General features: G+C 61.8%; 25 protein-coding genes. 12 read left to right on the top strand and 13 right to left on the bottom strand.

The annotated features are described in order from the left end of the window. Positions 1-6 precede the first annotated feature (6 nt). The 4 genes from C482_RS22805 (at position 7) to C482_RS22790 (ending at position 4,133) form a co-directional block, all read left to right on the top strand. Positions 7-627, top strand: a complete 621-nt coding sequence (locus tag C482_RS22805; protein WP_049896438.1) for a S8 family serine peptidase — start codon at positions 7-9, stop codon at positions 625-627. A gap of 28 nt (positions 628-655) precedes the next feature. After that, positions 656-2,698 carry a carboxypeptidase regulatory-like domain-containing protein gene (locus tag C482_RS22800; protein ID WP_049896437.1) on the top strand — a complete coding sequence of 681 codons (2,043 nt, stop codon included), beginning with the start codon at positions 656-658 and terminating at the stop codon, positions 2,696-2,698. Further along, the gene (locus C482_RS22795; RefSeq protein ID WP_049896436.1) at positions 2,665-2,961 is read left to right on the top strand and encodes a carboxypeptidase-like regulatory domain-containing protein; all 297 of its coding nucleotides are present in this window, start codon (positions 2,665-2,667) and stop codon (positions 2,959-2,961) included. Before C482_RS22800 ends, C482_RS22795 begins: the two co-directional genes overlap by 34 nt. Beyond that, positions 2,958-4,133: a CARDB domain-containing protein gene (locus tag C482_RS22790; protein WP_049896435.1), complete on the top strand. Its 1,176-nt coding sequence runs from the start codon at positions 2,958-2,960 to the stop codon at positions 4,131-4,133. The genes C482_RS22795 and C482_RS22790 overlap by 4 nt, the downstream gene beginning before the upstream one ends. 214 nt (positions 4,134-4,347) lie before the next feature. Here the strand turns inward: C482_RS22790 and C482_RS03360 are convergent, their stop codons facing one another. Further along, positions 4,348-5,325, bottom strand: coding sequence for an alpha-ketoacid dehydrogenase subunit beta (locus C482_RS03360; protein ID WP_049896445.1), 978 nt, complete (start codon positions 5,323-5,325; stop codon positions 4,348-4,350). Then, positions 5,318-6,391: a pyruvate dehydrogenase (acetyl-transferring) E1 component subunit alpha gene (gene pdhA / locus C482_RS03355; RefSeq protein WP_006166078.1), complete on the bottom strand. Its 1,074-nt coding sequence runs from the start codon at positions 6,389-6,391 to the stop codon at positions 5,318-5,320. The genes C482_RS03360 and pdhA overlap by 8 nt, the downstream gene beginning before the upstream one ends. Positions 6,392-6,556: 165 nt before the next feature. On the opposite strand from pdhA, the gene C482_RS03350 reads away from it, so the two are divergent. Next, positions 6,557-7,240: a helix-turn-helix domain-containing protein gene (locus tag C482_RS03350; RefSeq protein WP_006166077.1), complete on the top strand. Its 684-nt coding sequence runs from the start codon at positions 6,557-6,559 to the stop codon at positions 7,238-7,240. A gap of 54 nt (positions 7,241-7,294) precedes the next feature. Here C482_RS03350 and C482_RS03345 read toward each other — a convergent pair whose 3' ends face one another. The 6 genes from C482_RS03345 to C482_RS03320 all read right to left on the bottom strand — a co-directional run bounded on the left by C482_RS03345 (position 7,295) and on the right by C482_RS03320 (position 15,598). Further along, positions 7,295-7,807: a molybdopterin-guanine dinucleotide biosynthesis protein B gene (locus C482_RS03345; RefSeq protein WP_006166076.1), complete on the bottom strand. Its 513-nt coding sequence runs from the start codon at positions 7,805-7,807 to the stop codon at positions 7,295-7,297. 70 nt (positions 7,808-7,877) lie between these two features. Next, positions 7,878-8,123, bottom strand: a complete 246-nt coding sequence (locus tag C482_RS03340) for a DUF2061 domain-containing protein (protein WP_006166075.1) — start codon at positions 8,121-8,123, stop codon at positions 7,878-7,880. Positions 8,124-8,221: 98 nt separating this feature from the next. Next, a complete protein-coding gene (locus tag C482_RS03335) occupies positions 8,222-9,211 on the bottom strand; it encodes a TorD/DmsD family molecular chaperone (RefSeq protein ID WP_006166074.1) in 990 nt (329 codons plus the stop codon). Positions 9,212-9,220: 9 nt separating this feature from the next. After that, the gene (locus tag C482_RS03330) at positions 9,221-10,429 is read right to left on the bottom strand and encodes a 4Fe-4S dicluster domain-containing protein (protein ID WP_006166073.1); all 1,209 of its coding nucleotides are present in this window, start codon (positions 10,427-10,429) and stop codon (positions 9,221-9,223) included. A gap of 37 nt (positions 10,430-10,466) precedes the next feature. Continuing rightward, on the bottom strand, positions 10,467-13,994 hold the full coding sequence (locus C482_RS03325) for a molybdopterin-dependent oxidoreductase (RefSeq protein WP_006166072.1): 3,528 nt from the start codon (positions 13,992-13,994) through the stop codon (positions 10,467-10,469). Positions 13,995-14,272: 278 nt separating this feature from the next. Then, a complete protein-coding gene (locus tag C482_RS03320) occupies positions 14,273-15,598 on the bottom strand; it encodes a P-loop NTPase (RefSeq protein WP_006166071.1) in 1,326 nt (441 codons plus the stop codon). A 157-nt stretch (positions 15,599-15,755) separates the two neighbouring features. Here C482_RS03320 and C482_RS03315 point away from each other — a divergent pair, with 157 nt between their 5' ends. Both C482_RS03315 and C482_RS21725 read left to right on the top strand, forming a co-directional pair. Beyond that, positions 15,756-16,154, top strand: a complete 399-nt coding sequence (locus C482_RS03315; protein ID WP_006166070.1) for a type II toxin-antitoxin system death-on-curing family toxin — start codon at positions 15,756-15,758, stop codon at positions 16,152-16,154. 33 nt (positions 16,155-16,187) lie between these two features. Continuing rightward, positions 16,188-16,358 carry a hypothetical protein gene (locus C482_RS21725; RefSeq protein WP_006166069.1) on the top strand — a complete coding sequence of 57 codons (171 nt, stop codon included), beginning with the start codon at positions 16,188-16,190 and terminating at the stop codon, positions 16,356-16,358. 160 nt (positions 16,359-16,518) lie between these two features. Here C482_RS21725 and C482_RS03310 read toward each other — a convergent pair whose 3' ends face one another. Continuing rightward, positions 16,519-17,727 (bottom strand): TIGR04347 family pseudo-SAM/SPASM protein, encoded by a 1,209-nt coding sequence (locus C482_RS03310; protein ID WP_006166068.1) that lies wholly within the window; start codon positions 17,725-17,727, stop codon positions 16,519-16,521. Then, positions 17,724-18,053, bottom strand: a complete 330-nt coding sequence (locus C482_RS03305; RefSeq protein ID WP_006166067.1) for an Htur_1727 family rSAM-partnered candidate RiPP — start codon at positions 18,051-18,053, stop codon at positions 17,724-17,726. Before C482_RS03305 ends, C482_RS03310 begins: the two co-directional genes overlap by 4 nt. A gap of 131 nt (positions 18,054-18,184) precedes the next feature. Here C482_RS03305 and C482_RS03300 point away from each other — a divergent pair, with 131 nt between their 5' ends. Beyond that, positions 18,185-19,363 (top strand): TIGR04053 family radical SAM/SPASM domain-containing protein, encoded by a 1,179-nt coding sequence (locus tag C482_RS03300; RefSeq protein ID WP_006166066.1) that lies wholly within the window; start codon positions 18,185-18,187, stop codon positions 19,361-19,363. 239 nt (positions 19,364-19,602) lie between these two features. On the opposite strand, the gene C482_RS03295 is transcribed toward C482_RS03300, so the two are convergent. After that, positions 19,603-19,878, bottom strand: a complete 276-nt coding sequence (locus C482_RS03295; RefSeq protein ID WP_193787733.1) for a DUF2249 domain-containing protein — start codon at positions 19,876-19,878, stop codon at positions 19,603-19,605. A 191-nt stretch (positions 19,879-20,069) separates the two neighbouring features. Here C482_RS03295 and C482_RS22940 point away from each other — a divergent pair, with 191 nt between their 5' ends. Beyond that, positions 20,070-20,297 (top strand): DUF7560 family zinc ribbon protein, encoded by a 228-nt coding sequence (locus tag C482_RS22940; protein WP_006166064.1) that lies wholly within the window; start codon positions 20,070-20,072, stop codon positions 20,295-20,297. On the opposite strand, the gene C482_RS03285 is transcribed toward C482_RS22940, so the two are convergent. Both C482_RS03285 and C482_RS03280 read right to left on the bottom strand, forming a co-directional pair. Continuing rightward, positions 20,294-20,752: a pyridoxamine 5'-phosphate oxidase family protein gene (locus C482_RS03285; RefSeq protein ID WP_006166063.1), complete on the bottom strand. Its 459-nt coding sequence runs from the start codon at positions 20,750-20,752 to the stop codon at positions 20,294-20,296. The two genes, C482_RS22940 and C482_RS03285, sit on opposite strands and share 4 nt — an antisense overlap. A gap of 141 nt (positions 20,753-20,893) precedes the next feature. Beyond that, positions 20,894-21,712, bottom strand: coding sequence for a helix-turn-helix domain-containing protein (locus C482_RS03280; protein WP_006166062.1), 819 nt, complete (start codon positions 21,710-21,712; stop codon positions 20,894-20,896). 127 nt (positions 21,713-21,839) lie between these two features. Between C482_RS03280 and C482_RS21720 the strand changes: the two genes are divergently transcribed. The 3 genes from C482_RS21720 to C482_RS03270 all read left to right on the top strand — a co-directional run bounded on the left by C482_RS21720 (position 21,840) and on the right by C482_RS03270 (position 24,268). Then, a complete protein-coding gene (locus tag C482_RS21720) occupies positions 21,840-21,995 on the top strand; it encodes a DUF7560 family zinc ribbon protein (protein WP_006166061.1) in 156 nt (51 codons plus the stop codon). A gap of 185 nt (positions 21,996-22,180) precedes the next feature. Further along, entirely contained in the window at positions 22,181-22,549 is a 369-nt protein-coding gene (locus C482_RS03275) for a winged helix-turn-helix domain-containing protein (protein WP_006166060.1), read from the top strand. 105 nt (positions 22,550-22,654) lie between these two features. Further along, positions 22,655-24,268 (top strand): bacterio-opsin activator domain-containing protein, encoded by a 1,614-nt coding sequence (locus C482_RS03270; RefSeq protein WP_006166059.1) that lies wholly within the window; start codon positions 22,655-22,657, stop codon positions 24,266-24,268. Positions 24,269-24,301 lie beyond the last annotated feature (33 nt).

The following is a 24,301-nucleotide window of genomic DNA, read 5'->3' as shown; positions in this document are numbered from 1 at the left end:
ACCTCGATGGCCGCACCCCACGTCTCCGGTGTGATCGCCCTCATGCTCTCGGCCAACGACGACCTCACCCAGGAGGAAATCGAGGAGACACTCGAGGAGACCGCCTGGAAGCATGACGGCGAACCCGACGAGAAAGACACCCGCTACGGCCACGGCATCGTCGACGCCTACGCCGCTGTCGACGAAGTCGCCGCCGGTGCACTCGAGTACGAACTCGGTGACGTCGACCAGGACGGCGATGTGACGGTGCAGGACGTACAGCTGACCCAGCAGTACCTCCAGGATATGGACCCCGAGCCGTTCAGTGAGGACCTCGCGGACCTGGACCGCGATGGCTCGGTGACGACGGACGACCTGAACCTGCTCCAGCAGAAGGTGCAGGGAACGCTCGACGAGGGTGAAATCGCCATCACGGGACTCGACGTGCCCGCCGAAGTCGACGATGGCGAGACGTTCGAGGTCACTGTCGATCTCGAGAACCTCGGTGAAGAGGGTGCAGTCGAGGAGGTTGCGCTTTACCTGAACGACGCTGACGACCCAGCCGCAACCGAAGCCGTCGACATGGCAGCACCTGGCGTCGACGANGGGTGCAGTCGAGGAGGTTGCGCTTTACCTGAACGACGCTGACGACCCAGCCGCAACCGAAGCCGTCGACATGGCAGCACCTGGCGTCGACGACCCGGTTGACCACCCAGCAGAGACGACGATTACGTTCGACCTCGACGCGAGCGACCTCGACGCTGGCGAGCACACCGTCACTGTTGCGACGGAGGATGACGACGCGAGCGACGCGTTCACCGTGCTATCCTCGGAGTTCGAAGTTTCGAACCTCGACGCACCCGATGAAGCCGACCGCGGTGACGAAATCACCGTCAGCGCAGACGTTGCAAACACAGGCAACGTCGACGACACCCAGTCCGTCGAGTATCGCTTCGACGACCTCGGCAACGCACTGGACGCACAGAACGTCACGCTCGAACCCGACGAGAACGCGACGGTCTCCTTCGATGTCGACACAGAGAACGTCACTGAAGGAACCTATGACCACGGTGTCTTTACCGAGGATGACGAGGCAACCGCCGCGATCGACATCCTCGAACCGTTCTTCAGCGTCGACATTACCGACGCACCTGAGGAACTCGCACCCGGCGAGACCTACAACGTCAGTGCAGATGTCGTGAACTCCGGCGACGCGCCGGGCGAACAGATGATCGCCTACGATGTCACGGAAGGCGAAACTGACGTTGCGGTCGTCGACGGCGACGTTGACGAAGAAGAACTCCGCGAGGAACTTGCAGACCGTGGTGTTGACGAGGTCGACCTCGACGAACTCGTCGCCGGCGCGGACAACCTGGCCGATACGCTCCAGGACGAACTCGGTGACTCCTACGACGTGCAGACGGTCAACGCAGCCGATCTGCTCGACGAGGTCGACGCCCACGATGTCTTCGTTGTCAACGACTTCGACGACGCAGACGTCGATGCGTTCCTCGACGAACTCGCAGACGACCAGGGTGTCGTCTACCTCGAGAACTGGGGCAGTAGCTCCAGCTCGGTGAGCGACCTGTCTGAAGCCACTGACGACCCATCGGCTGTCGAGACTAGCTTCAGCGGCTCCGCACCGATTATGCTCGACATCACCGACAACCACGCGCTGTTCGACGGCGTCGCTACTGCGGGCGAGACGATCGAACTTCACGACGCGTCCGATGCCGACCGTGCGTGGTTCGACGGCTACAGCGGCGAGAGCATCGCAGATGTTGGCGACACTGGACCAGATGGTGCCGCAGTCGGCGTGAGCGAGGACGACGACCACGTTCTGCTCGCCGCCTTCGGTCGTTCCTCGTTCATTTCGAACGCGGACTTCAGCGATGAGTCGAACGCTATCATGGCGAACGCCGTCGAATACGTCGACAACCATGCGGCCCCAGCTGCCGCAATTGACCACACGAGCGAGGTCGTCTCGCTCGAACCGAACGAATCGGCCACCGTCGAATTCACGAACACGCTCGCCGAAGATGACGGGGAACTCGAGTGGCACCACGTCGTCGAGAGCGAGGACGACACTGCAACTGTACCGTTCACCATTGACGACGGACCGAACTGGAACGTCAAGGGCACGGTCTCCGACGATGTCACCGACGAACCGATCGCAAACGCCAGCGTTGAACTCGAAGCTGGCACCGAAACGTACACGAACGTGACCGACGCCGACGGTGAATTCGGCCTCGAGAACGTTCCTGCTGGCGAACACAACCTGACGGTTGACGCCGAGACCTTCGCGGCCCACACCGAGTCCGTCGAGGTTCCCGAAGACGACGTCGTCACGGTCGACGTTGGTCTCGAACAGCTTCCTGGCACCATCACCGGTGAGGTCACTGCGAGCGACGACGACGCACCCGTCGAGGGAGCGACGATCGTCGCCGAGAACGCTGACGGCGATGTCCACGAGGCGACGACCGACGAGAACGGCTCGTACGAACTCGCGGATGTCTCTGCTGGCACGTACGTCGTCAACGTCGTCGACACACCGCCGGGCTACGAACTCGACGAGATCGTTTCCGTCGCACCCGGTGAACACGTTGACGATGTGAACTTCGTCGTCGACCGCACCGCTGGCTCGATCGAAGGCANGCCGCTGGCGTCCCAATTGCTGACGCGAACGTGGTTGACGCCGATGACGGCGCGTTCAACGTGACGACCGCCGAGGACGGCTCCTACGAGATCAAGGACGTCACGCCTGGCACGAACGCGCTCCGCGCGATCGCTGACGGGTACGACGACTCGAACATCGAGTTCGTCGAGGTCGAAACCGGCGAGACGACGACCGCAAACCTCACGCTCGGCACCTACTTCGAGGTCGATGACNTACGACGACTCGAACATCGAGTTCGTCGAGGTCGAAACCGGCGAGACGACGACCGCAAACCTCACGCTCGGCACCTACTTCGAGGTCGATGACCTCGCAGCACCTGACACGGCCGAGCAGGGCGAGGAGATCACTGTCAACGCGACGGTTACGAACACCGGCGAGCAGGCAGACACTCGAACGGCGTTCTACTTCCCGCCGGGCACTGACTTCGGCACTGACGTTATCGACTACCAGCCTGAACTGNGTTACGAACACCGGCGAGCAGGCAGACACTCGAACGGCGTTCTACTTCCCGCCGGGCACTGACTTCGGCACTGACGTTATCGACTACCAGCCTGAACTGGCCGAGACGGTCACACTCGAGGGCGGCGAGTCGACGACGGTCGAGTTTACCTACGAGGTCGGAGCCGATGACGAACCAGGCGAGTACGAACACGGCATCTCGGCTGACGAGGTCGAATCGACGGTCATCACGATCGAGGGCGACGAAGACGACGGCGAACCCGTCTTCAACGTCACCGGACTTGATGCACCGACAGACGCTGAACCTGGCGAGAACGTCACGATCACCGCCACGATCGAAAACACCGGCGACGACGCCGGCACGCAGACGGCGACCTACGCGTTCGACGATGAGACTGTCACCAACGAGACCGTCTCGCTCGACGCAGCGGAGTCGACGGTACTCGAGTTCACCACCGAACTCCCAGCGGATGAAGGCACGTACGAGCACGCTGTCTCGTCCGAGAACGACTCCGCGACGGCACAGACGACTGTCGAAGACGCGGGCGAGCCGGAGCCAGCGTACTTCGAAGTGAGTGACGTTGACGGACCTGAATCCGTCGACGCGGGTGATGAACTGACGGTCAACGCGACGATCACGAATACCGGCGACGAAGCGGATCAGCAGGATATCTTCCTGTTCTGGGACTCCGCGATGAGCGACCTCGAAGATGCGGAGTCTGTGGCTGAACTCCGCGAGGCCGGTATCGACTCGATGGAATCGCTCGAACTCGAGGGTGGCGAATCCGACACGGTGACGCTCATCCATGAGATCGACGCGGAGACGGAACCGGGAACCTACCAGTATACGGTTTCGACGCTGCAGGAGATGGCCGACGGTGAAGTGACGGTTGATGACGCTGCTGAAGTCGCCTTCCCAGCAGACCCGGGCGGTTTCGATGGGGCATCACCTGGAGCAGCGCTCGGTGCGAACCCGTTTGAAAGCGGTATCGCGAACGGAGTCGGACTGCTCGGCTAAGTCGAGCGCTGTTCCATTCCGTTCCGTTGCTGTTTGGCATTCAACCCTATCCGCTTATTTTGGTTCGAATTCGGTGCTGCTTCGGGCCATCATAGACAGCTGATACGCAAGCACACACCGAAGATGGTGATAACACGTCAAACCAGCAGATGGTGCGGTGGCGAGAAGCTTCGGTGGCGTGCCCGACAGATTGTGTTCATGGATGAGTCGGTTCTTAACTCTCGAGTACCCGCTCGATTCCCGCCTCGATTCGAGTGCGGTCGGGAAGGAAGGCGTCCTCGCGGGCGAACAGCGGCACCGGCACGTCGTACCCGGTAACGCGCTCGACCGGCGCTTCGAGGTAGAAGAACGCCTCCTCGTTGAGTCGAGCGATAATCTCGCCAGCCATCCCCGACGTTTTCGGCGCTTCGTGGACCACCACACACCGGCCGGTCTTTTGCACCGATTCGATGATGGTCTCGGTGTCGAGCGGCGAAATCGTTCGCGGGTCGATCACCTCGATACTGGCACCGGTCTCGTTCTCGACACTGTCGACAGCGTCCAGCGTCTCCCGTAGCATCGAGCCCCAGGCGATCACGGTGGCGTCCTCGCCGGTGTCGACGACCCGGGCCTCGCCGAGGGGAATCTCGTGCTCGTCCGGAACCTCCTCGCGAACCGAGCGGTACAGCCGTGTCGGTTCCATGAAGACGACCGGGTCCGGCGACCGGATCGCGGATCTGAGCAATCCCGCCGTTTCCGCCGGTGAGGCAGGAATGACCACCGTCAGACCCGGCACGTGGGCGAACCCGGCCTCGAAGCTCTCGGAGTGCAACTCGAGTGCGTGGATGCCGCCGCCGTATGGCATCCGGATGGTCATCGGGCAGGTGACCGTCCCGCGCGTGCGACTCCGCATGCGGGCGACGTGCTGGACGAGCTGGTGGAATCCCTGGTAGAGGAAGCTCTGGAACTGTATTTCGGCGACCGGCCGCAACCCGGTTGCGGCGAGTCCGACGCCGACGCCGACGATACCTGCCTCCGCGACTGGCGCATCGAACACCCGGTCGGGATACGCCTCGAGCAGTCCCTCAGTCGCCCGAAACACGCCGCCTGCCCGCCCGATGTCTTCGCCGTAGACGACGACACTGTCGTCGGCTGCGAGTTCCTCGCGGAGCGTTTCGCGGACGGCCTCGACGACGCGGAGCCGCTCAGTCATCTCGATCACCCTCGAAGGCCGCGGCCTGGCGCTCGAGTTCCGGCGGCTGCTCTGCGTAGACGTACTTGAACAGGTCCGCCGGGTCAAGGCGCTCCCGGCGCTCGTTCGCCTGTCCGATTGCTTCGGCGATCTCCGTCTCAACCTGGTCGTCGATCTGCGCTTTCGTGTCCGCGTCGAGAATTCCCTGCTCCTCGAGAAACACCTGAAACCGAACGATGGGATCCCGTGCCTCCCACTCGTCGGCCTCCTCGGGATCGCGATACACCGATGGATCGTCCGAGGTCGTGTGCATCGACCGCCGGTAGGTGAGCGCTTCGACGAGCGTCGGCTCGCCCTGTCTCGCTCGCTCGATCGCCTCCGAGACGACCCGGTAGACAGCCAGTACGTCGTTGCCGTCGACCCGTATCCCGTCGATTCCGGCGGCGACCGCTTTCTGGGCCAGCGTCTCCGCTGCGGTCTGGTCCTCGAGTCGGGTCGAAATCGCGTACCGGTTGTTCTGACAGACAAACACCGTCTGCGCGTCGTAGACGCCTGCGAAGTTCAACGCCTCGTAGACGTCTCCCTCGCTGGTCGCACCGTCCCCGAAGTACGTGAGCGCGACGTTCGGCCGCCCCTGAATCGATTCGCCCCAGCCGACGCCAACGGCGTGCAGCGGCTGGCTCCCGACCGGGATCGCCGGCGGCAGTGCGTTTGCATCCGCTGGTATCTCCGCTCCCTCCTCCATCCCCATCGCGTACTCGAGTACCGACTGCGGCGAGGTACCGCGAACGAGCAGCGCCGGCTGTTCGCGAAAGGAGGGGACGACCCAGTCGTCCGCGGCGAGCGCGAATGCGCTGCCGATCTGGGCGGCCTCCTGTCCGATCGCGGGGGCGTACGTTCCGAGTTCGCCTCGCCGCTGCAGTGAAATCGCACGCTCGTCGAGGCGGCGGGCGCGCTTCATTGCCGTGTAGCACTCGAGTAGTTCGTCGTCGGTGAGTGATGGGACGAGTTCCGCGTCGATCGTTCCGTCCTCGGCGAGCACCTGTACGGAGTGAATCGTGAACTCGGCGACCGTCTCGCGTGGCATAGGCTCGGTACGCTATGGAGTGTGTTAATGCGCTACCCGGGGCACGACGGCTCCCGTCGCTGTGTCACAGACCGCTGACGTGCCGGCAGGCCGGTAATTTCACAGATAAGGGACCCACCATATGGTGGGCGTGTGTCTTCGGTACTGACACGTCTTAGTAAGTGTATGAGCACGGGTATTCGAGCGACACTGATGGTCGAGGACCCGGACGACTGTCCGGCAGCACAGCTCTCTGCCGAGGAGGGGATGAGCAGCCGTTCGATCTCAAAGAGTGTCGATCCGTCGACGGGCGAGACGGTAACTGAAGAACTCCTCGTTGAGGACAGTTCCCACGCCGAGTCCACTGTGATTGTCTCAGCGTCGAACGATGACGCCTCAGCCGACAACCTGCAGGTCCTCTTTTCGGATGGCTCGCAGACGGTCTATCGCTTCACCCGCGAGTTCGGCCGTGGCTGCCCCTGTGAGTGTGTCGAGCGCTTCGACGCGCCGGTCGTCGATGTCCACACGGATGACGGTGCGCTCGTTCTCGTGTTTCACGTGCCGAGCACCGATGTCCTCCAGCAGATCGTCGGCAAACTCCAGGAGCGCTACGCCGACGTTACGGTCCAACGGCTCGTCCAGGCCCGTCCCGACAGCTCCGAGCAGGATCTCGTGTTCGTCGACCGATCCGCACTCACCGCTCGCCAGCGAGAGGTACTCGAGACGGCGAACGAACTGGGCTACTTTGAGTACCCGAAGCGAGCGAATGCGACCGAGGTCGCAGATGCACTCGAGATCACCTCCTCGACGTTTACCGAGCATCTTGCTGCTGCTCAGCGGACGCTTCTTGATTCAGTTCTGGGAGAGTAGTAGGCACTCGACCAGCGACTGTCGTGTGCTGACGGTCAGTGTCAGTACTTGAGTTCAGTCGCCGAGACCGCAAACGCTCTCGGCGAGCCTCGCGACGTCGACAGCATCTGGTTCGGTGATCTGCTCGATGATTCGGGGTGCTGTTCCGTCGGGGACGGTTTCACCGACGACGAGTTTTGGACACCGAGCCTGTCGAAAGCCTTCAACGAGGACGAGGTCGTACCCCCGTGCCTGTAACCGCTGGAGTGTGGTTCGAAGCGGGGCGAGTTCGGTGGTGGCTCCGTTCTCGTTTCCGTTTCCGTTTCCGTTTCCGTTCCCATTCGAACCGTCGGTCTGCTTCCCACGATTCGTAATTTCGAACGTCGTCGACGGCGTGATGCCGACGACGGTCTCTGCGCCCGCGCTCGCATGTCGGTGTGTATCCGTTCCCGGAGTGTCGACCTCGATATCGTGGTGGATCGACTTGACGGTCCCGACGCGGCCGTACTTCGAACATTCGGGGAGCAAACGCTCGACGAGGGTTGTTTTCCCCGAGTTGCTGTGGCCGACGAGTCCGAGTACCTTCATAGTTCTTCTGGGACGGCCTTTGCCGTATGTGTGCGGATTTCGCTGTTCTGACTCCTAGTCTCGCTCCTGCTCACCCATCGTCGAGACCCCACGAGATGTGCGCCCAGAGGCGCTCGTACCCGTAGTAAGTCCCCGTTTTCAGCAGGTTCGCGGCGATGCCGATATTGACGGCATCCGAGCCATTCCCAGTGACGAGAAAGGCGACCGTGATGGTCACCAGTACCATCAGGAGCCGATAAGTGAGCGTTTTGACGAGCGTTCGCGAGTGCGCCTGCAGCGCACCGTGTGAGATGATCGATGGCGTTAGCGATTGCATTGGACGGGAACTGGAAGGTATGTCTCCGATTGTCGGGTCGATACCGTATACCGTTTCGTCACGGTCTGGCAGCGGACCGTGTGGCCGGTGCTGGCTTTTCAGTACGGCCCCTCTCGGTTCCCCATCGGCAACTGGGGTTCTGGACCTGGCTCTGTTGCTGGTGCCGACGACGGCCCCGCACCCGAGCCACACGTCCCACATCGGAAGTCGACTTCTCCCTCACTGTTGGTGAGTCCCTCGAGTGGCGACGGTTCTGCCGGCGTCTCCGCGAACACGTCCGGTTCGACAGCGAACCGGTCCGCGTCGCGTTCGACGAGTTGGCAGGCGAGTACAGCCAGTGCGTCGTAGAACGCCGTCTCGTCTGGTTTGTTTCGGCCTTCTTGTTCGTCTCTGCTACTACCGTCGTCACCCACGTCGGCATCCTCAATCGCCTCCCGATACCGCGGGAGCCACCGCCCGAGATGATCCTCGATAAACGACCCCTGTGCATCGGTCACGATTTCGATACCCGTCTCGTCGCCCTTCTTTGCAAGCGCCGCCGTCTGCAGCGCCAACTGCGAGACGAACTCGAGTTCGATGCAGAGATGGTCGACGCGCTCGCGTCGATCTTCGGCGAGCGAGAGCCCGAACGCGTCGTAGAAGCCCGCGATATCGGATAGGGTATCCGTGCTCGTGACCAGCGTTCCCGGACTGAACTCGATTTCGTACTGCGGAATGTCGCCGCCGGTCTCGAAGCCGAACAGCGAGGTCCACGTGCTGTAGTGCTCGTCGACGGCTTCCTGCGTGGCTGGACTTGCGTCGACGACAGTTGTTGCGGCGTCGTGAAGATCGCCGTGGGCGTCGGTGGTTGGATCGTTTTCTTCACTTTCGTCAGTCACGTCCCCATCGAGCACCGCCGCGGACTCGAGTAGCTGCTCGTCGAACGTCCCCGAGACGAGCGCCGACTCGAGTGTCTCGCCCGGGCGGTCGAACGCCAGGGAGAGGAGTTTGTAGAGGCGCGCGCGATGGACGGACTCGCGTGCGGTTTTGGAGTTGCTGTCGGCTGCGTTGGGCATCTCGGTTGGATCGCGTGTTGGTGGTGTCGTCATGGTCTTCGATCACGTGATGTCGAGTCGGTAGGCGTTGTTGTCCTCGTCGAAGCGCTCGCGCTCGTACTGTGGTTCTTCCATCGGAACGCGGGCGACGGTTTCGCCGTCCTCGTCGTAGCCGATGGCTTCCTCGTCGGTCACGTCGAACTCCTCGACGCGCCATTCGGTGGAGCCCATCAGATGGAGTAGGCCGCGGAGTTTGCGGTACTCCTCGTCGCCGCGGCGGGCGGCCTGGTAGGTCTCCTTTGCGTCCGCGACGCGTGGACCGAACATCTGGATCAGGTAGTCGTCGGGGACGTTGATCGGCGGGATGTAGTAGACGTTTGGCTCTAAGCCGAGCTGTGGGTACAGCGGCAGGGCGACCTCGGCGTCGTGGACGAGGTAGTCGATCGGGTTCGAGGAGTCAGCTTCATCCGGTGGGTTGATCCAGCCGTGCTGGCGAATTTTTCCGAGGCAGTTTTCGAAACATTGCGGGACGAGTCCTTCCTCGACTTTGGGGTAACAGCCAACACACTTCTGGGAGACGCTTTCTTCGGGGTTGTAGACGGACTTCCCGTACGGGCAGGCCCGGACACACTCCTGGAACGCCTCACAGCTGTCCTCGTCGATCAGGACGATCCCGTCTTCCTGGCGCTTGTAGACCGCCTGGACGGGACAGCCACCGGCACAGCCCGCGAACGAGCAGTGATTGCAGACGCGGGGAAGGTAGAAGAACCACATCGGGTGGGTCTCCTCGTCCTCCGAGATGTGCGTATCGGACTCGAAGGTTTCGCCGGCCGGTTCGTCTTCCCCGAGGTTAGGGTGTGCCCAGTCTTCGCTGTCTGGGATGTAGCCCTCGATGTCCTGTCCGTGGCGGTTCTGCGGGTCGTCGTCCGGGGCCATCTCATCCCAGTCGACATCGTTCGCCTCGAAGATGGTGTCTCCCTCGTAGACGTACTCGCCATCCTCTTCGCGCCACTCCTGCACGCCGAGGCGGTCGAGGATTTCCTTGTCCCACTCGATGGGGTGGGAGCCGTAGGGCTTGGTCTCGACGTTGTTCCAGAACATGTGCTCCTGGCCCTCGCCGTGGGTCCAGGTCGTCTTACACGACAGCGTACATGTCTGACATGCGATACACTTGTTGATGTCGAACACTGCCCCCCACTGTTTCTCGGGTCGCGCCTCCGCGTAGGGGTAGTCCATCTCGCGTCCGATCTGCCAATTGTATACTTCTGCCATTGTGATCACCAGGTGTTTGTTGTTGCTGCTGCCGTTGTCAGTCGTCCGAGGTCTGCACGAAGCCGCCGCTCAGGTACTCTTCCATCGTCTCGTCCTCGTTTGTCGGTCGAATGCCGCGATCGACGAGTTCCCACTCGCCCTCGCCGCCAGTGCCGCCGTCGCTTTCTTTCTCGATCTTCACGAAGGCCTCCTTGGGCGCGCCGTTGGCACAGTGGACGTCGGGTGCGAACCCTTCCGCGATGTTCTGTCCGGCCATATCCTTGCGGGGCATGCTGTCAGTCAGACGGGTCGGTCGGAAGAACGACGTCGTCGCGCTCTGGTGGCCGCCTTGCCGGTAGAGCGACACGTAGTCGGTGTCCTCGGACTTGGCCATCCCGTCGTCGCGCTCTTCCTGGGCTTCGTAGGTCTTGTGCGAGGTCTGGTTGACGTTCATCCAACTGCGGGTGACGCCTTCCGGCATCGCGGGCTGGTAGCGTAACCGCATCAGCGCACGGGCGTAGTCGTCTTCGCCCTCATCGGGGTCGTACTCAGGGTACGGACGGTCCTGCGGGTCGGCATCGACCCAGACGTAGTCGCCGTCCTCGAGCCCTTCTTCGCGGGCGTCCTCGGGATTCATCTCGATGTAGCCCTCGCCGTAGTACGGCATCCGCTCGTCCTCACGGTCCATATCACCGTAGTTGCCCCACCAGACTGCGATGTTCGGCAGTGAATTCGCGAAGGTGTGGGTCCCGTGACGGTACTTGGGCGTCATGTAGATGTACTCGTAGCCTTCGGCGAGTTCCGTCAGCGGGTGGTTAGAGTTGAGCAGTTCGGTCGGCGTTTTGATTACGTTGCGGACCTGCCGGGCCTTCGTGTCGTCGACGCCGTCGTCGGCCCAACCGAGATCGTCGGGTGTGTCCGGATCGATGACCGGGCTGTCACTGTTGTCGACAAGGACGTTCGGCTCGTAGGGGGTCGCGTCGATCGGTTCGCGGTGGACCGGGATGTTCTCCCCGGCCCGTGCGAACTCCTCTTCTTCGCGGAAGAACTCCATCCGGCCGGTCTTCGTGTACCAGGGTTCGTCGTCCTGAATCTGCCGACTGCCGACGTACTTGGGGTACGTCCGGGACATGATCAGCGCCGGCGTCCCGTCCTCGGCGTCGTCGAGCAATTCCTCGACATCGTACCCCTTGACCATGTTCGAGTTGTCGATGATCCGCTGGAGGTACGGCTTTGCCTGGTACTCGTCCTCGTCGATGAACTCCCAGTAGTCCTCGAAGCGTGGCTCGTCGAGTTTCTCGGCGAGCTTCTGGGCGACGCCCTTGTAGTGTTGAGCGTCGTTTCGGGTGTTGTAGATCCGGTCGATCCCGGACTCGGGCATCGTGATGACAAATGGGTTCGTCACCGAGGCCGTGATGTCGTGAACCTTGTGTTCGGCCCACGAATCCGCTGGGAAGACGATGTCCGAGTACTCGCAGGTCATCGTCCACCACCACTCGTTGGTAAAGAACGCCTCGATGCGCCCCGTCCGCAGGGCGTCTTCGATGATCTTGTAGGCACCCTTCGCGTTCCCGAGGAACGAGTTCGAGCCGGCGATCCACACCGACTTCGTCGGCGTGTGCATGTGCGAGTCGCCCTGGAAGTACTCACCTTCGACTTCCAGGGGCTCATCTAAGTTCGCGTACCAGTGGGCCGACTGCATGTCGAACCGGCCGTCGACCTCGGCTTCGGCGTCGGGATCGAGTTCGGGGTCGAAGGGATTCTCCTGGGTGTACTGCCAGACGCCGTTGAAGTACGCCGCCCGGTAGTTCCCCGCGTAGCTCCCGATGTTACCGCTGAAGCTACCGACGTTCTGGGTCAGCGAGGCGATCAGGAATGCCGAGCGATCCTTGAGGTCCTGATTCGTGTAGTGGTTCGGACCCATCCCTTTCAGGATGAGCGTTTCCTCCTGGTTGTCCGCGAGGTCATGGGCAAGGTTCTCGACAGCCTCCGGTTCGGTTCCGGTGACCTCGGCGGTCGACTCGAGATCCCAGGTCTCGACGAGGTGTTCCTTGATCAGGTCGAAGACCGGGCGGACTTCGGCGGTCTCGCCGTCGGCGAGTTCGACCTCGAAGGTCCCCTCAAGGGTCGCCGCGACATCGAACGACTCGCCGATCTCTTCGCGGGTGACAACCTCGAGCTGGCCCGTCTCGTCGTCACGGACCACGAAGTCACCCCACTCCTCGCGCATCTCTTCGGTGATGAACTGCTCGTCGATGTCGGTCACGTCGACGCCGGGGCGGTCGGCGTCGTCGGCGACCGTCGCTGTCTTCTCTAGGTCTCCGAGTTCATGGTCCTCGAAGACGTCGCTCGCCCGCAGGAACTCGCCTTCGTCCAGCCGAACCAGCATCGGAAGGTCCGTGTACTGGCGGACGAAATCCTCGTCGTAGAGTTCTTCCTCTATGAGGACCCGTGCAGCGCCGAGGAAGAGCGCAGAGTCGGTCGCGGGCCGCAGCGTGATCAGTTCATCACACTTCGACGCCGTCGCGTTGTAGTCTGTGAAGATGCCCGTGATCTTCGTACCCTTGAGCCTGGCTTCCGTCAGCCAGTGACAGTCGGCCATCTTCGTTGTCAGGTAGTTGATCCCACAGAGGATCACGTGGTCGGCGTACTCGACGTTCGCCAGGTCGAAATCGACCGTCTGCTGACCCGTCACCATCGGGTGGCCCGGCGGCAGGTCGGTGTGGAACGAGTAGTTGTCCAGTCCGACCGCGCCCAGCGCCTCGCCCTCGTCCACGTCGCGGACGTGGTGGTCCAAAAGCGCCATCGAGTTCGCCGTTCGGTATTGCCCAAACAGCTTGATCGGGCCCAGCAGCGGCATACCACCGCGGAACTTCATCGACCGGACGCCGACTCCCTGGGTCTGGTCGACAACACGCTCGTCGTACTCCTGTTCCAGCAGGGCCTGCATGCCCGACTCACCGCTATACTGGTCGGCGATCTCGATGAACGCCTCTGCGGCGATCTCGTAGGCCTCCTCGTGGTCGACCTCGATCCAGTCGTCCTCGCCGCGGTTGGCGTACTCTTCGGGCATCGAGCCGTCGTCGTCGCGCGGAAACCCGTCCTCGTACCACTCCATGAAGCCCTCACGGACCATTGGGGCCTTCACGCGGCGATCGCTGTAGAACCGTTCGATCATCGCCAGCCCCTTGTTACAGACGCGGGGGTCCCACCGACTGGTGGCTTGATTCCCATAGAGGTCTTCGGCCTCGCCATAGTTCATCGACGGACCGAGACGGGTGATCTCCCCGTTCTTGACGGAGGCTTCGAGGAAACAGTTGTGCGTGTCGTTCGGCGTACACGTGAGCATGTAGGAGTCGTCTGGCTCCCACACGTCACGGTAGTGGTCTTCCCACTCCTGATTCGGGTACTCCTCGAGTGGGTTCATCGTATCGTCGGCCGCTCCGACCTCCCCATCACGAGTCAGGCGACGATAGCCGAGCAGTCCGAGCCCCGACGCACCGGCGACGCCAGCGGCCGCAGCACCGAGTTCACGCCGAGTGAGTGAGAGATCAGAACCCACGCCAGCGTCAGTATCATCACTCATTGTCCCACCTTCACCTCCGTAGCGACGCTTCGAGCCCCCGCGTGCGATACGACCGCAGTCCATGTCGGCCAGTTAGATTCCTGCCCGAGTATCGGTCGTCTGTGTTCCATACAGGTTGAGCGTGGTCCGTTACCCGCTTAATCCGGGGACTCTGTTCCCGCCCGTCGGGGATATCGGGCGCAAATCCCGTGATACTGTGGGTGTTTAAATAGGGGTACGAGACGCCTGTGATACAGGCGTCGACGGCGAAAGAAGATCGATTGCGTCCCGGTTCGTCTCTACGCCGGCGACTCCGAGACTGCAGTCGAATCGTGATCGAACTCGAGTTCGACGAGCCAGCCGTCGCGTTCGAGATCCACCACGTTCGCACGCGTGAGTGTCGGCGTTGCGCTGCCGAGGGAACCTTCGAGGGTGGTGATCAACTCGTCGGGATCGTGGCGCAGGAGAACGCCGAACTCGTCGCGGAGAGCGAGTTCGGTGAGCGTCTGCTGTGCGGCGGTTTCAGCCGGCAGTCCGCGTAGATCGACGGCGTCGTCCGGCACCTGTGGTCCGTCGTCGCCGGCGGCGAACGCGGCGACGGTGTCCGCGAGCTCCGCGATAGCCGCCGCTCCGGGTGTCGATGGCTCGGCGAACGAACTGGTCGTCGGGTCGCGAAGCGCCGGGTCGAACGGGATCGGATCGATCGTCGCGCTTGCATTCTCCTGGATCTCGTCGGGGAGGTCGTCGCCGGTTGCGTCGAACGGTCCTGCGATTTCGTTATCGCGATCGTTACCGTTGTCGGTGTCCTCAGGCGCGACCATGTTCGGGACGACGCCGATCGTTTCCACGTCGTTCGCCGTGAATAGGGCACCCGTCCGCTCCGTTGCTCGTGCGCCCGCGTCGGTCGGCGTGCTGACGAGCAGTGCGCCGTCGAGTGGTGCCTGCTGGACGATCGTGTAGACGGCATCGCCGATCCCCGGTGGCAGGTCGACGAGCAGTACGTCGCGGTCGCTCCAGGGTGCGTTTCCGAGCAGATCTTTGAGCACGTCGTGGACCATCGCGCCGCGCCAGGCGACCGGCCCGTCATCGGCGATCAGTTCCATGCTCACGACCTCGATGCCGTCTGCGACGACGGGTTCCGGCCGGCCGGTCGGCGTCGTCTGTACCGGTCCCGCTGCGCCGAGCAGGTCCGGTGCGTCGGGTGCGTAGACGTTCGCATCGAACACCGCGATGTCGAGTCCGGATTCGTCGAGCGCTCGCGCGAGGGCCGCGGTGACCGTGGTCTTTCCGACACCACCCTTCGCGCTCCCGACGGCGATCAGTGAGCCAACGCCGGTGACCGGCAGTCCGCTCTCGGGGGCTTCCGCGTCTGCTGCCTCGACGCGAACGTGTTCGACGCCGGTCGTCGCGAGGCCGGCACCGCGAAGCTGTTCGGTGAGGCGTTCGCTCAGCGTTCGGTTCAGTCGCTCGAAGGCGACGGTGAACGTGACGACGCCGTCCTCGACGCGGATGTCCTCGAGGAGTTGTTCGCTGACCGGGTCGCCATCCGCGATTGTGACCTCTCGCGTTCGGTCGATCACCGCGTTTTTAATCTCGTCGTCTGTCGCTGACGTCTCGTGACCCATGGTGGGGCTTCGGAACGCGTGTTCTTTTCATCCGCTGGCTGTTCTCGCGGTTTGGGAACGGTTTAGTTGGCAACCGTCGATGATGCCAATACTCCAGTTCAGATTCAGATAACGTAATTACTCGAGACAACTATCGAACAACACACGGGTCATACCAGTGAGCAACGATGTCGTCTATCCGTCTGCCGAACTCATTCTCGATCTTCACCAGCAAATCGTTGAAGAGGGAGATAACACAGAACCAGGTGTTCGATCAGAGGATGACATTGAATCCGCCATTCGGTACGTTTCTGACGGATTCTTTGGCGAAGTACCGAGTACAATTCACGAAAAAGCTGTGCAGTTGATGCGGCTTCTCGTTGCAAACCATCCTTTCGTCGATGGGAACAAGCGAACTGCTCTTCGAACGGTTGTCGTCTTTTATATACTGAACGGATATACGTTCGAATACGGCGACGAGATACGCGCATTATTACGTCGGTTCGCAATCGACGAAGCGGCGGTCGATACCGAAACAGCAGTCATCTACTTTCGAGCATGCGCTCGGCACAACTGATAAAGGGACACGATGCATACTCGAAACACAGACATGGCGTCCAGTACCAATTCTTCGGCGTCGACTGACGACGAAGTTCGCCGACTGTATGAACGATATCAGTCAGCCGAGAGCGACGAGGAACGCCACCGGATTGCACTCGAGATGGGAAAGCTCGACGGTCGTCGCCACGCAGATATTTATGCCGCGCTTGAGGACGAGTGAATCTCCGTCACACGAAGCTTGTGGTCACAGATACCGTCCTCTGTACCGATCCTGAACAGGTGTCTGCTGGCGTTTCTCGAAGTGAGGCAGACGGTCACTTCTCTGATAGACTTTCTACTACATCTCGCTCACCGCAGGAAAGTACCCTCTACCGGCGGTTCTACTCCGCCAGCTCAACGCCACCTGTCCCACCAGTGCGTTCCTCAGCCGTGAGATAACACTGCGGGTCAGGCGCGAAAAGGTCGTCCGTCGTCGCCAGCGCGCGCAACCGGGAGGCACCGCGACAGATCGACTGGTACTGGCAGTCCGCACACCGTCCCGTCAACCGTTCAGTCCGATTTCGGAGCGCCGTCAGGAGCGGATTCGTCTCGTCCTCCCAGATCTCGCCGAACGGTCGGTCCCGAACGTTTCCGAGGCTGTACCCCTGCCAGAACTGTGTCGGATGCACGTTTCCCTCGTAATCGACATCCGCGATCCGTTCACCCGTCGGATCACCACCGTTTCGCGCGAGGTACTCGTAGATTCGTCTCGCTCGCACCTCGCCGAATCGGTCGCGTGCGTACTCGACGAGAAACGCCGCGTCGGCGTAGTTGCCGACGAGCAGCGTCTCGATTTCCTCGCCCTGATCGTGATACGACAGCGTCAGGTCACAGAGTCGCTCCACCGCCTTGCGTTTCGCCTGCGGCGTGAGGTCGACGTCGGCAATCTCCGCACCGCGGCCGCCGTAATCGAGGTGGTAGAAACAGAATCGGTCGACGCCAACGTCGGTCAGCAGGTCGACGACGCCCTCGAGATCGGCGGCATTTCGCTCCGTGATCGTGTACCTGAGGCCGGTCTTCAGTCCCACGTCGAGGCAGGCTTCGATCCCGCGAACCGCCGCGTCGAACGCGCCCTCCTGTCCGCGAAAGTCGTCGTTTCGCTCCGGCAGGCCGTCCACTGAGATGCCAGCATACCGGAGTCCGGCGTCGCGAAGTTCGGTCGCCCGCTCGCGGGTGAGCAGCGTGCCGTTCGTCGAAAGCACGGGTCGGAGTCCGATCTCGGATGCGTACTGCACGAGTTCGGTCAAATCCTCTCGAACGAGCGGCTCTCCCCCGGAGAAGAGCACGACCGGCACGTCGTACGCCGACAACTGCTCGAGGAACGCCTTCCCCTCGCCCGTGGTGAACTCGCCCGGTGCCGGCTCGGTCTCGGCGGCCGCATAGCAGTGCGAACAGTACAGATTACACCGGCGCGTGACGTTCCAGACGACGACCGGACGGCACTGGGCACTCGTCGTGATCTGGGGTGCACTCGAGTTCCCAGCGTCGTCGTAACGCAAGCCGTCGCCGGCGGCGGAACGGTTACAGAGGAGTTTGCTGAGCGAGATCACGGGTCGGTCACCTGTGGTGTGCCCTCGGTTTCCTCGTAGACGCGGGGTTCAGCGCTGTCCGAGTCCGCCTCGGCTGGGCGATCTGCTTCCAGCGGCCGCGTCGAGCGCCGCTCGACGGCTGCCGCGGGGCACACCCAGAGATCCTCGGCGTACCAGCCAAAGAGACGCGCAGCGTGGTCGACGGCATCGTCGGCGTCGGTGGCTGCGACGCTGCCGACGTGTCGGAGCGGCTCGTCTTGGTCGTCACGAACGAACACTTCCCACTGTGGAACGGGTGTCTCACGACCCTCGCTGTCGACGGGTTTGCGGCGTGCTTTTTCGACCATTGGATATCGGTTTCGAACGGTTCGAACGGCTGGGGTATATGGTTCAGTGCGAATACATTCGGGGGCGTTCCCGGTCGCTGAGAACAGCCTCGGATGCTTTGGCTGGTCCGGGTTTTCGGGCCGACTGTTCGATGTCGCCTTCGCACGCTTCGCCGCCATCTCCGACGGATCGAGCGCTCGACACTACACGTCGGCCGCTGGTTCTCATCTGGGAGCTCACGCAGGCCTGCGCGCTCGCCTGTGACCACTGCCGCGCCGACGCCCAGCCTGCGCGCCACCCCGACGAACTGACGACCGCCGAGGGGAAGGCCCTACTCGAGTCCGCTCGCGAGTTCGGGGACGGCCAGCTCGTCGTTCTCTCCGGCGGTGACCCGCTGGTTCGTGACGATGTCGACGAACTGGTCGCCCACGGCACCGACCTCGGCCTCCGGATGACGATGACGCCGAGCGGGACGCAGTCGCTCACCCGCCAGCGAATCGATATCCTGTCCGATGCGGGTCTCCGGCGCATGGCGGTCAGTCTCGACGGTGCCTCAGCTGAAACCCACGACTCGTTTCGCGGCGAATCAGGCAGCTTCGAGGCGACGATTCGCGCCATCGAGGACGCACGGGCAGCCGGCGTCCCTGTACAGGTCAACACGACCGTCTGCCAGGCTACCGTCGACGAACTGCCGGGCATCCGATCCCTGCTCCGCGATATCGGTGTCGTCATGTGGAGCGTGTTCTTCCTGGTCCCCGTCGGCCGCGGCCGGGTACTCGAGTCCATCTCACCGAAGCAGGCGGACGATGTGATGTCGTGGCTCCAGGGGGTAAGCGAGTCGGAGCCGTTTGGCGTGAAGACGACTGAAGCACCGCAGTACCGGCGGGTCTGCGTCCAGTCCCGCAGCGAAGCCGAGAACACGGATGGTACTGGTTCCGACGGGAACGGAGGGCCGTCTGTCGGCGCGTCGACCGGTCTGCAGCGTCGCGGCGGCATCGTCGCGGGTGACGGCTTTGCGTTCGTCAGTCACACCGGCGAGGTGTACCCTTCGGGGTTCCTGCCGCGATCGGCGGGCTCAGTCCGTGACCGAGCGCTCACAGAACTGTACCGAGATTCGGAGCTGTTCACCTCGCTTCGAGACCGCGATCAACTCTCTGGCAAGTGCGGTGCGTGTCCCTATCGGGCTGTCTGTGGTGGGAGTCGCTCGCGTGCGTACGCCCATTCTGGTGATCCGCTGACGAGTGATCCGCTCTGCCCGTACGTGCCCGAAGGGTACGACGGCGAGTTGCCGTGGGACGATCCCGAAACGGCACCGTCGCCGCCGTCGTAACCTTCCCTGTTGGATCTCGATTCTCCAGAAGGTCGGTGGTGTGGCGCTCTTCGGCGCAGTGCTGTTGGTTGACCTGTTTGAGTGGCTGCCACTCGGCGGCGGACTCATGCTTACAGGCCTGTGGCTGTTCGTCGGCAATCTGGGGCTGACACTCGATCGCGTCCGACCGTGGGACATCACCGCGCGCCACTGCGTAATCGCGCTTGGATTTCTCCTGCTTCTCTCGGCGATGGGGCTAACTATCCGTCTGTGTGTTCGATCCGAATCTCTCGCCGCTCACTGGTCTGTGTTGTCTCGTACGTGAACCCCCGTTGCTCGAGTACCCCATACAACGACTCGGGTTCGAAACTATTGAGCAACAACAGCGGCTCCGAGCGCTCGAGGGACTCGAGTGCGGCCATGATGTCACCGAACGGTTCGCCGTCGATTTCCCGGACGCCGAGCACGCGCTCACTGTCGGTGGCGGTCATAGAGACAGTGACGTTTTCGTGATGGGTAGTGGCTATCCCGATCATATTCACTTTCACAGTTCACATTTCATATTCGTTCGTGCGCACGCTGAGAATTGACCAGGGGTTCGACCAGTAACGGTCTATTTGTCCAGTTGGTACTATCGGTTGGCTGCCGACCGTGTCATGAAGGTCCATCATATAGTGGCTGCTAGTTCGTAGTGAACGGACCAGTGTACTCCAGTAGGGGACAACTGATGTCCGAAAACGAAGCGTCGGTACGACCCGAGTCGATCTCACACCGAGAGCACCACACGTCAGCACAACCAGAGTTCGTGTTCACCTGCGATGCGTGTCAACACCAGATCGAGGTCGACGACTCGGTCGCAGCAGCGATCGTGAGACACGGGTGTCCAATCTGTGGCATCAGGGCGACTACAGCGTGTCTGCGTCGCGTTGCAGATACTCCGCCGCCTGATCACTAATCGTCGCGTTCAATTTCGGTCCGTCGGCCGCTCAGATTCGTCGGCTCGAACTCGTAGAGCTGAATGTTGAGGTCTGCCTTCGATTGGCCCCAGATTTCGAACAGCGGTCGCTTTGCCTCGCCGTACTGTTCGATATGTGCCGCCGTGAGATCCTCCGGATCGATCTCATCGATCGTTCCGACGGCGACGACGCTCCGATACGTGCGTCCCTCATCAGCTTCCTCGTAGACGACGAGGCGGACGCGTGGCGACGACTCGAGGAACTGTCGCTTTTCGCTCTCGGGCGTCGAGACGAGGCGCATATAGAACGTTGCGCTCTCGGCGTCGTAGCCGTACGAAATCGGAACCGCGTACGGTGTTCCCGAATCAGCGAGCGCGAGCACACCTGTTTCGTGACGGCTGAGAAAGGCATCGATCTCTGCCTCCGTCATTTCGGTTTCCTCGGCGAGTGCCATAGTCGTACGGTGTGAAATGTGTGTGCGACAGTAAACCAGTTCCGTTCCCGGTCGTTGATTTGGTGTGTTGCAGAGGTCGACGAGACACCACCACACCCACCAAAATCATCACTACCACCACCCACCACCCACCACAGCACCTCACTGACCAAGCACGTCCGCGAAAATCTTGCGCTGGGCGGCACCCAGGTGTTCGGTGAACGTCGACTGTGTAATGTCGAGTTCGGCCGCTACTTCCGTCGCGTTCGCACCCTTTGGCCGCTCGAAGTACCCCATCTGGTAGGCCGTCTCGAGTACCTCCTGCTGTCGATCCGTGAGTTTGCCACGGTTAACGAAGACTCGTTCCTCCGGGGTTCCCTCGAGTGGGGGCTGGAGCAGACGCTTGACGTTGACGTTCGGAAACCGGTCTCGGAAGTCGTTCATGATCGCCTGTAGTTGCTCGAAATCGGTTGCGTGGAAGACGAGCGTCACGGTGCCCGCATCGACGGTGTAGCGGTGGACTGGACAGCCGAACGAGCCGAGACACACGCACGGACACGGGTTTTCCCGATCCTCGTCGCGAACCCAGCGGTAGAGGTTCGTCTCACCGTAGGAGAACACTGGGCCGAACACCGATTCGGTAGCCAGTGGATCGTTCGCTGCTGCGGTGTCTGACTGTGGTTGCTGCGTGGGAACTCCGTCTTCGGCGTTTCTGCCGTTGTCGCCTTCGCCTGTATCGTGGTGTCTACGCGGTTCGGATTCGTGGTGTTCGCTTCGTTTGGACTCGTGGTGTTCATCGACGAGCGAGGCAACCGACACGTTGGTTTTTGCTAGAAATTCGGTGGTGCTCTGGTCGTGTGACGGTTGTGTGACGGTCGTCGAGAGTTGATCGATCGTCGTCTCCGTGCGTCTCGAGAAGGCTGCAATTGGGCATCCGACCGGCGTCTCGAACGACACGGTCGCACGGATTCCAGACGACATGCGTGTTGGCAGTGGTTTATCCTCCGGTATCTTGAACGTGCGGTTCACTCCCACCGACCGGGAGGCTTCTCAGTGATCAGCACAAGAGACGGGTACTTATTAGCACACGGCGTCTCAGCAACTACCAATGAGCACCTGTGAGGACTACACCTTCGTCTGTCCGGAGTGTTCCCAGTCCATTACAGTCAACGCTTCCATGCGGGAGGCACTCGTCGAAAATGGGTGCGTTATCTGTGGGGCACCGGTCACGCAGAGCGCATTCGATCCTGGCTGTGACGAGTAGTTGCAGTGGGAGCCGAACCCGGCCCGTAGTGTTGGGTACTGTTTGCATGCTTCTCTTTCGGTAGCTGTCCACTCGGTCCCGTTCTCCTCGATCAGTCGCGCTTTGCTGATTTCCCGGCACTGCTTATAAAGGTCCCACCATATCTGTGGTTCACACTGGTTGGTCCTCCGCGGCTACACAGTCGTATGAGTCACTCGATGCAGGCGACATCGCACCGAACCACATCCGACGGACATAACAATGGCACCTTTGACAGCGACGACAATGCCGACAAACTCCTCTCGATCCTTACCGACGCCGACTGCCGAACGATCCTCGAAACGATCAGCGATACCGACGACTACCTCTCGGCGAGTGAAGTATCTGACCGCTGTGACGTTCCACTGTCGACGACCTACCGAAAGCTCGACCTCCTCACTGATGCGACCGTTCTCGAGGAACAGCTTCGAATTCGTCGGTCGGGTCAGCACGTCAGCGAGTACACACAGCGCCTCGACACGATCAGCATCGCTATCGAAATGGACGACGGGATTGCGATCGAACTCACGTCCTGAGCAACCGACGAGCCAGCACACAACCCGTTTCCGTCGGAAACAAACTGTAGTTACGAACCCGAGCTTTCGCGCTCGTTAAGGGAGCGCCCTCCCTAGCTGTCACCAATGTCAACCAGGGACGAACTGGCTCCAGCAACACTCGAGACGTTGCCGGTTACGGTCGCTGTTCTTGGGAGCGACGGCGAAATTCTGTTGACGAACGAGAAGTGGCAAACGTTCGGCCCAGACGAGCAGCCGGCGGATCACGTCGGCGTCGACTATCTCGCCGCTGCGTCGACCGCTGATGACGAACACGCAGCGCGCGCAGTCGACGGACTCGAACGTCTGCTTGCGGACAAGCAACAGACGTTCTCCATGGAATACCCGTGTCACTCCCCCACAGAAAAGCGATGGTTCTCGATGTGGGCACGGCAGTTCAGTGTCAACGGCGAACGTCACGTCGTCGTCGTTCACCTCGATATCACTGACCGGAAACTGGCCGAAATCGACGCCGAGGAGTCGGCAGCCCGCGTTCGCGCCGAACGGCAGGCACTCGAGGACGTTCTTGAACGAGTCGACGGGCTGATCAGAGATGTCACCGACGCAGCCGTCACCGCAGGCACTCGCACCGAGATCGAACGACGCGTTTGCAGGCGACTCGCGGCGGAATCGTCCTACGAACTCGCCTGGATTGGCCGCGTCGACGTAACGAACCGCAAGATCACGCCCAGCGAGTGGGCCAGCAGAGACGAGGTCCCACTCGAAACCGACCAGCTCACACTCGGCCAGGACGAGAGCCATCCGGCAGTCGCTGCGCTCGAGACGGGTGACTCTCGCGCCGTCAGCAATCTCGACTCCTTCGAGGCGGCCGAACAGTGGTGGCCGATCGCAGCGGGGGAGTACATCGACGCTGTCGCGGCGGTGCCAATCGCCTACGGAGAGGTCACCTACGGTGTGCTCGTTGTCTTCGCCGCAGAGGCGAACGCGTTCGCAGACCGCGACGTGCTCATCCTCGAGTCGCTCGCCGGAACGATTGCGACCGCGATCAACGCACTCGAGACGCGCCGGATGCTGACGACCGAGGCTATCGTCGAACTCGAGTTGGCCATCGAGGATCCCTCGCTGTTCGTCACCGCGCTGGCTGCGGATCTCGCGGCGGCAGTTACCTTCCGCGGGATTGCCTACGACGGTGACGGAATGCCGCTCGCGTTTGTCCACGTCGACCGGCCCGAAGACGTCGCCGTGACAGCAGCCGACAGTGACGGGATCACTGACGCGACAGTGCTCTCGACGACCGACGACGGAACGCTACTCGAGTTGACTCTTGACAGCAACGGCGGCTTCGTGTCGACGCTCGCCGAGCATGGGGCGGTGATTCGTCACCTCGAGACGAACAGCGGCGTCGCCGACATGGCGCTCGAACTGCCTAATGCGCAGTCGGGACGGTCGATGTACGACTACCTCGGCGACCAGTTTGAACAGGTCGAACTGATCAGCTATCAGGAACTCGAGCGACCGACCCAGACGGCACAGGATCTCATGTCGACACTCGAGTCGTCACTCACTGATCGCCAACGGATGGCTCTGCGAAAGGCCTACTATGCGGAGTACTTCGAGTGGCCTCGCAGCATTTCCGGTGAGGAACTCGCCGAGTCGATGGACATCTCGCGGTCGACCTACCACCAGCACCTGCGACTGGCTCAGCAGAAACTTCTCGACGAACTGTTCGAGGGCGAGTGAGGGTAACGGCAATGGGAGCAGAGGTAGAGCCAG

It is taken from the genome of Natrialba chahannaoensis JCM 10990 (genome assembly GCF_000337135.1).
Lineage (GTDB): Archaea > Halobacteriota > Halobacteria > Halobacteriales > Natrialbaceae > Natrialba > Natrialba chahannaoensis.
The sequence above is the reverse complement of the archived record's forward strand: the minus strand, read 5'-3'. Positions and strand labels throughout refer to the sequence as shown.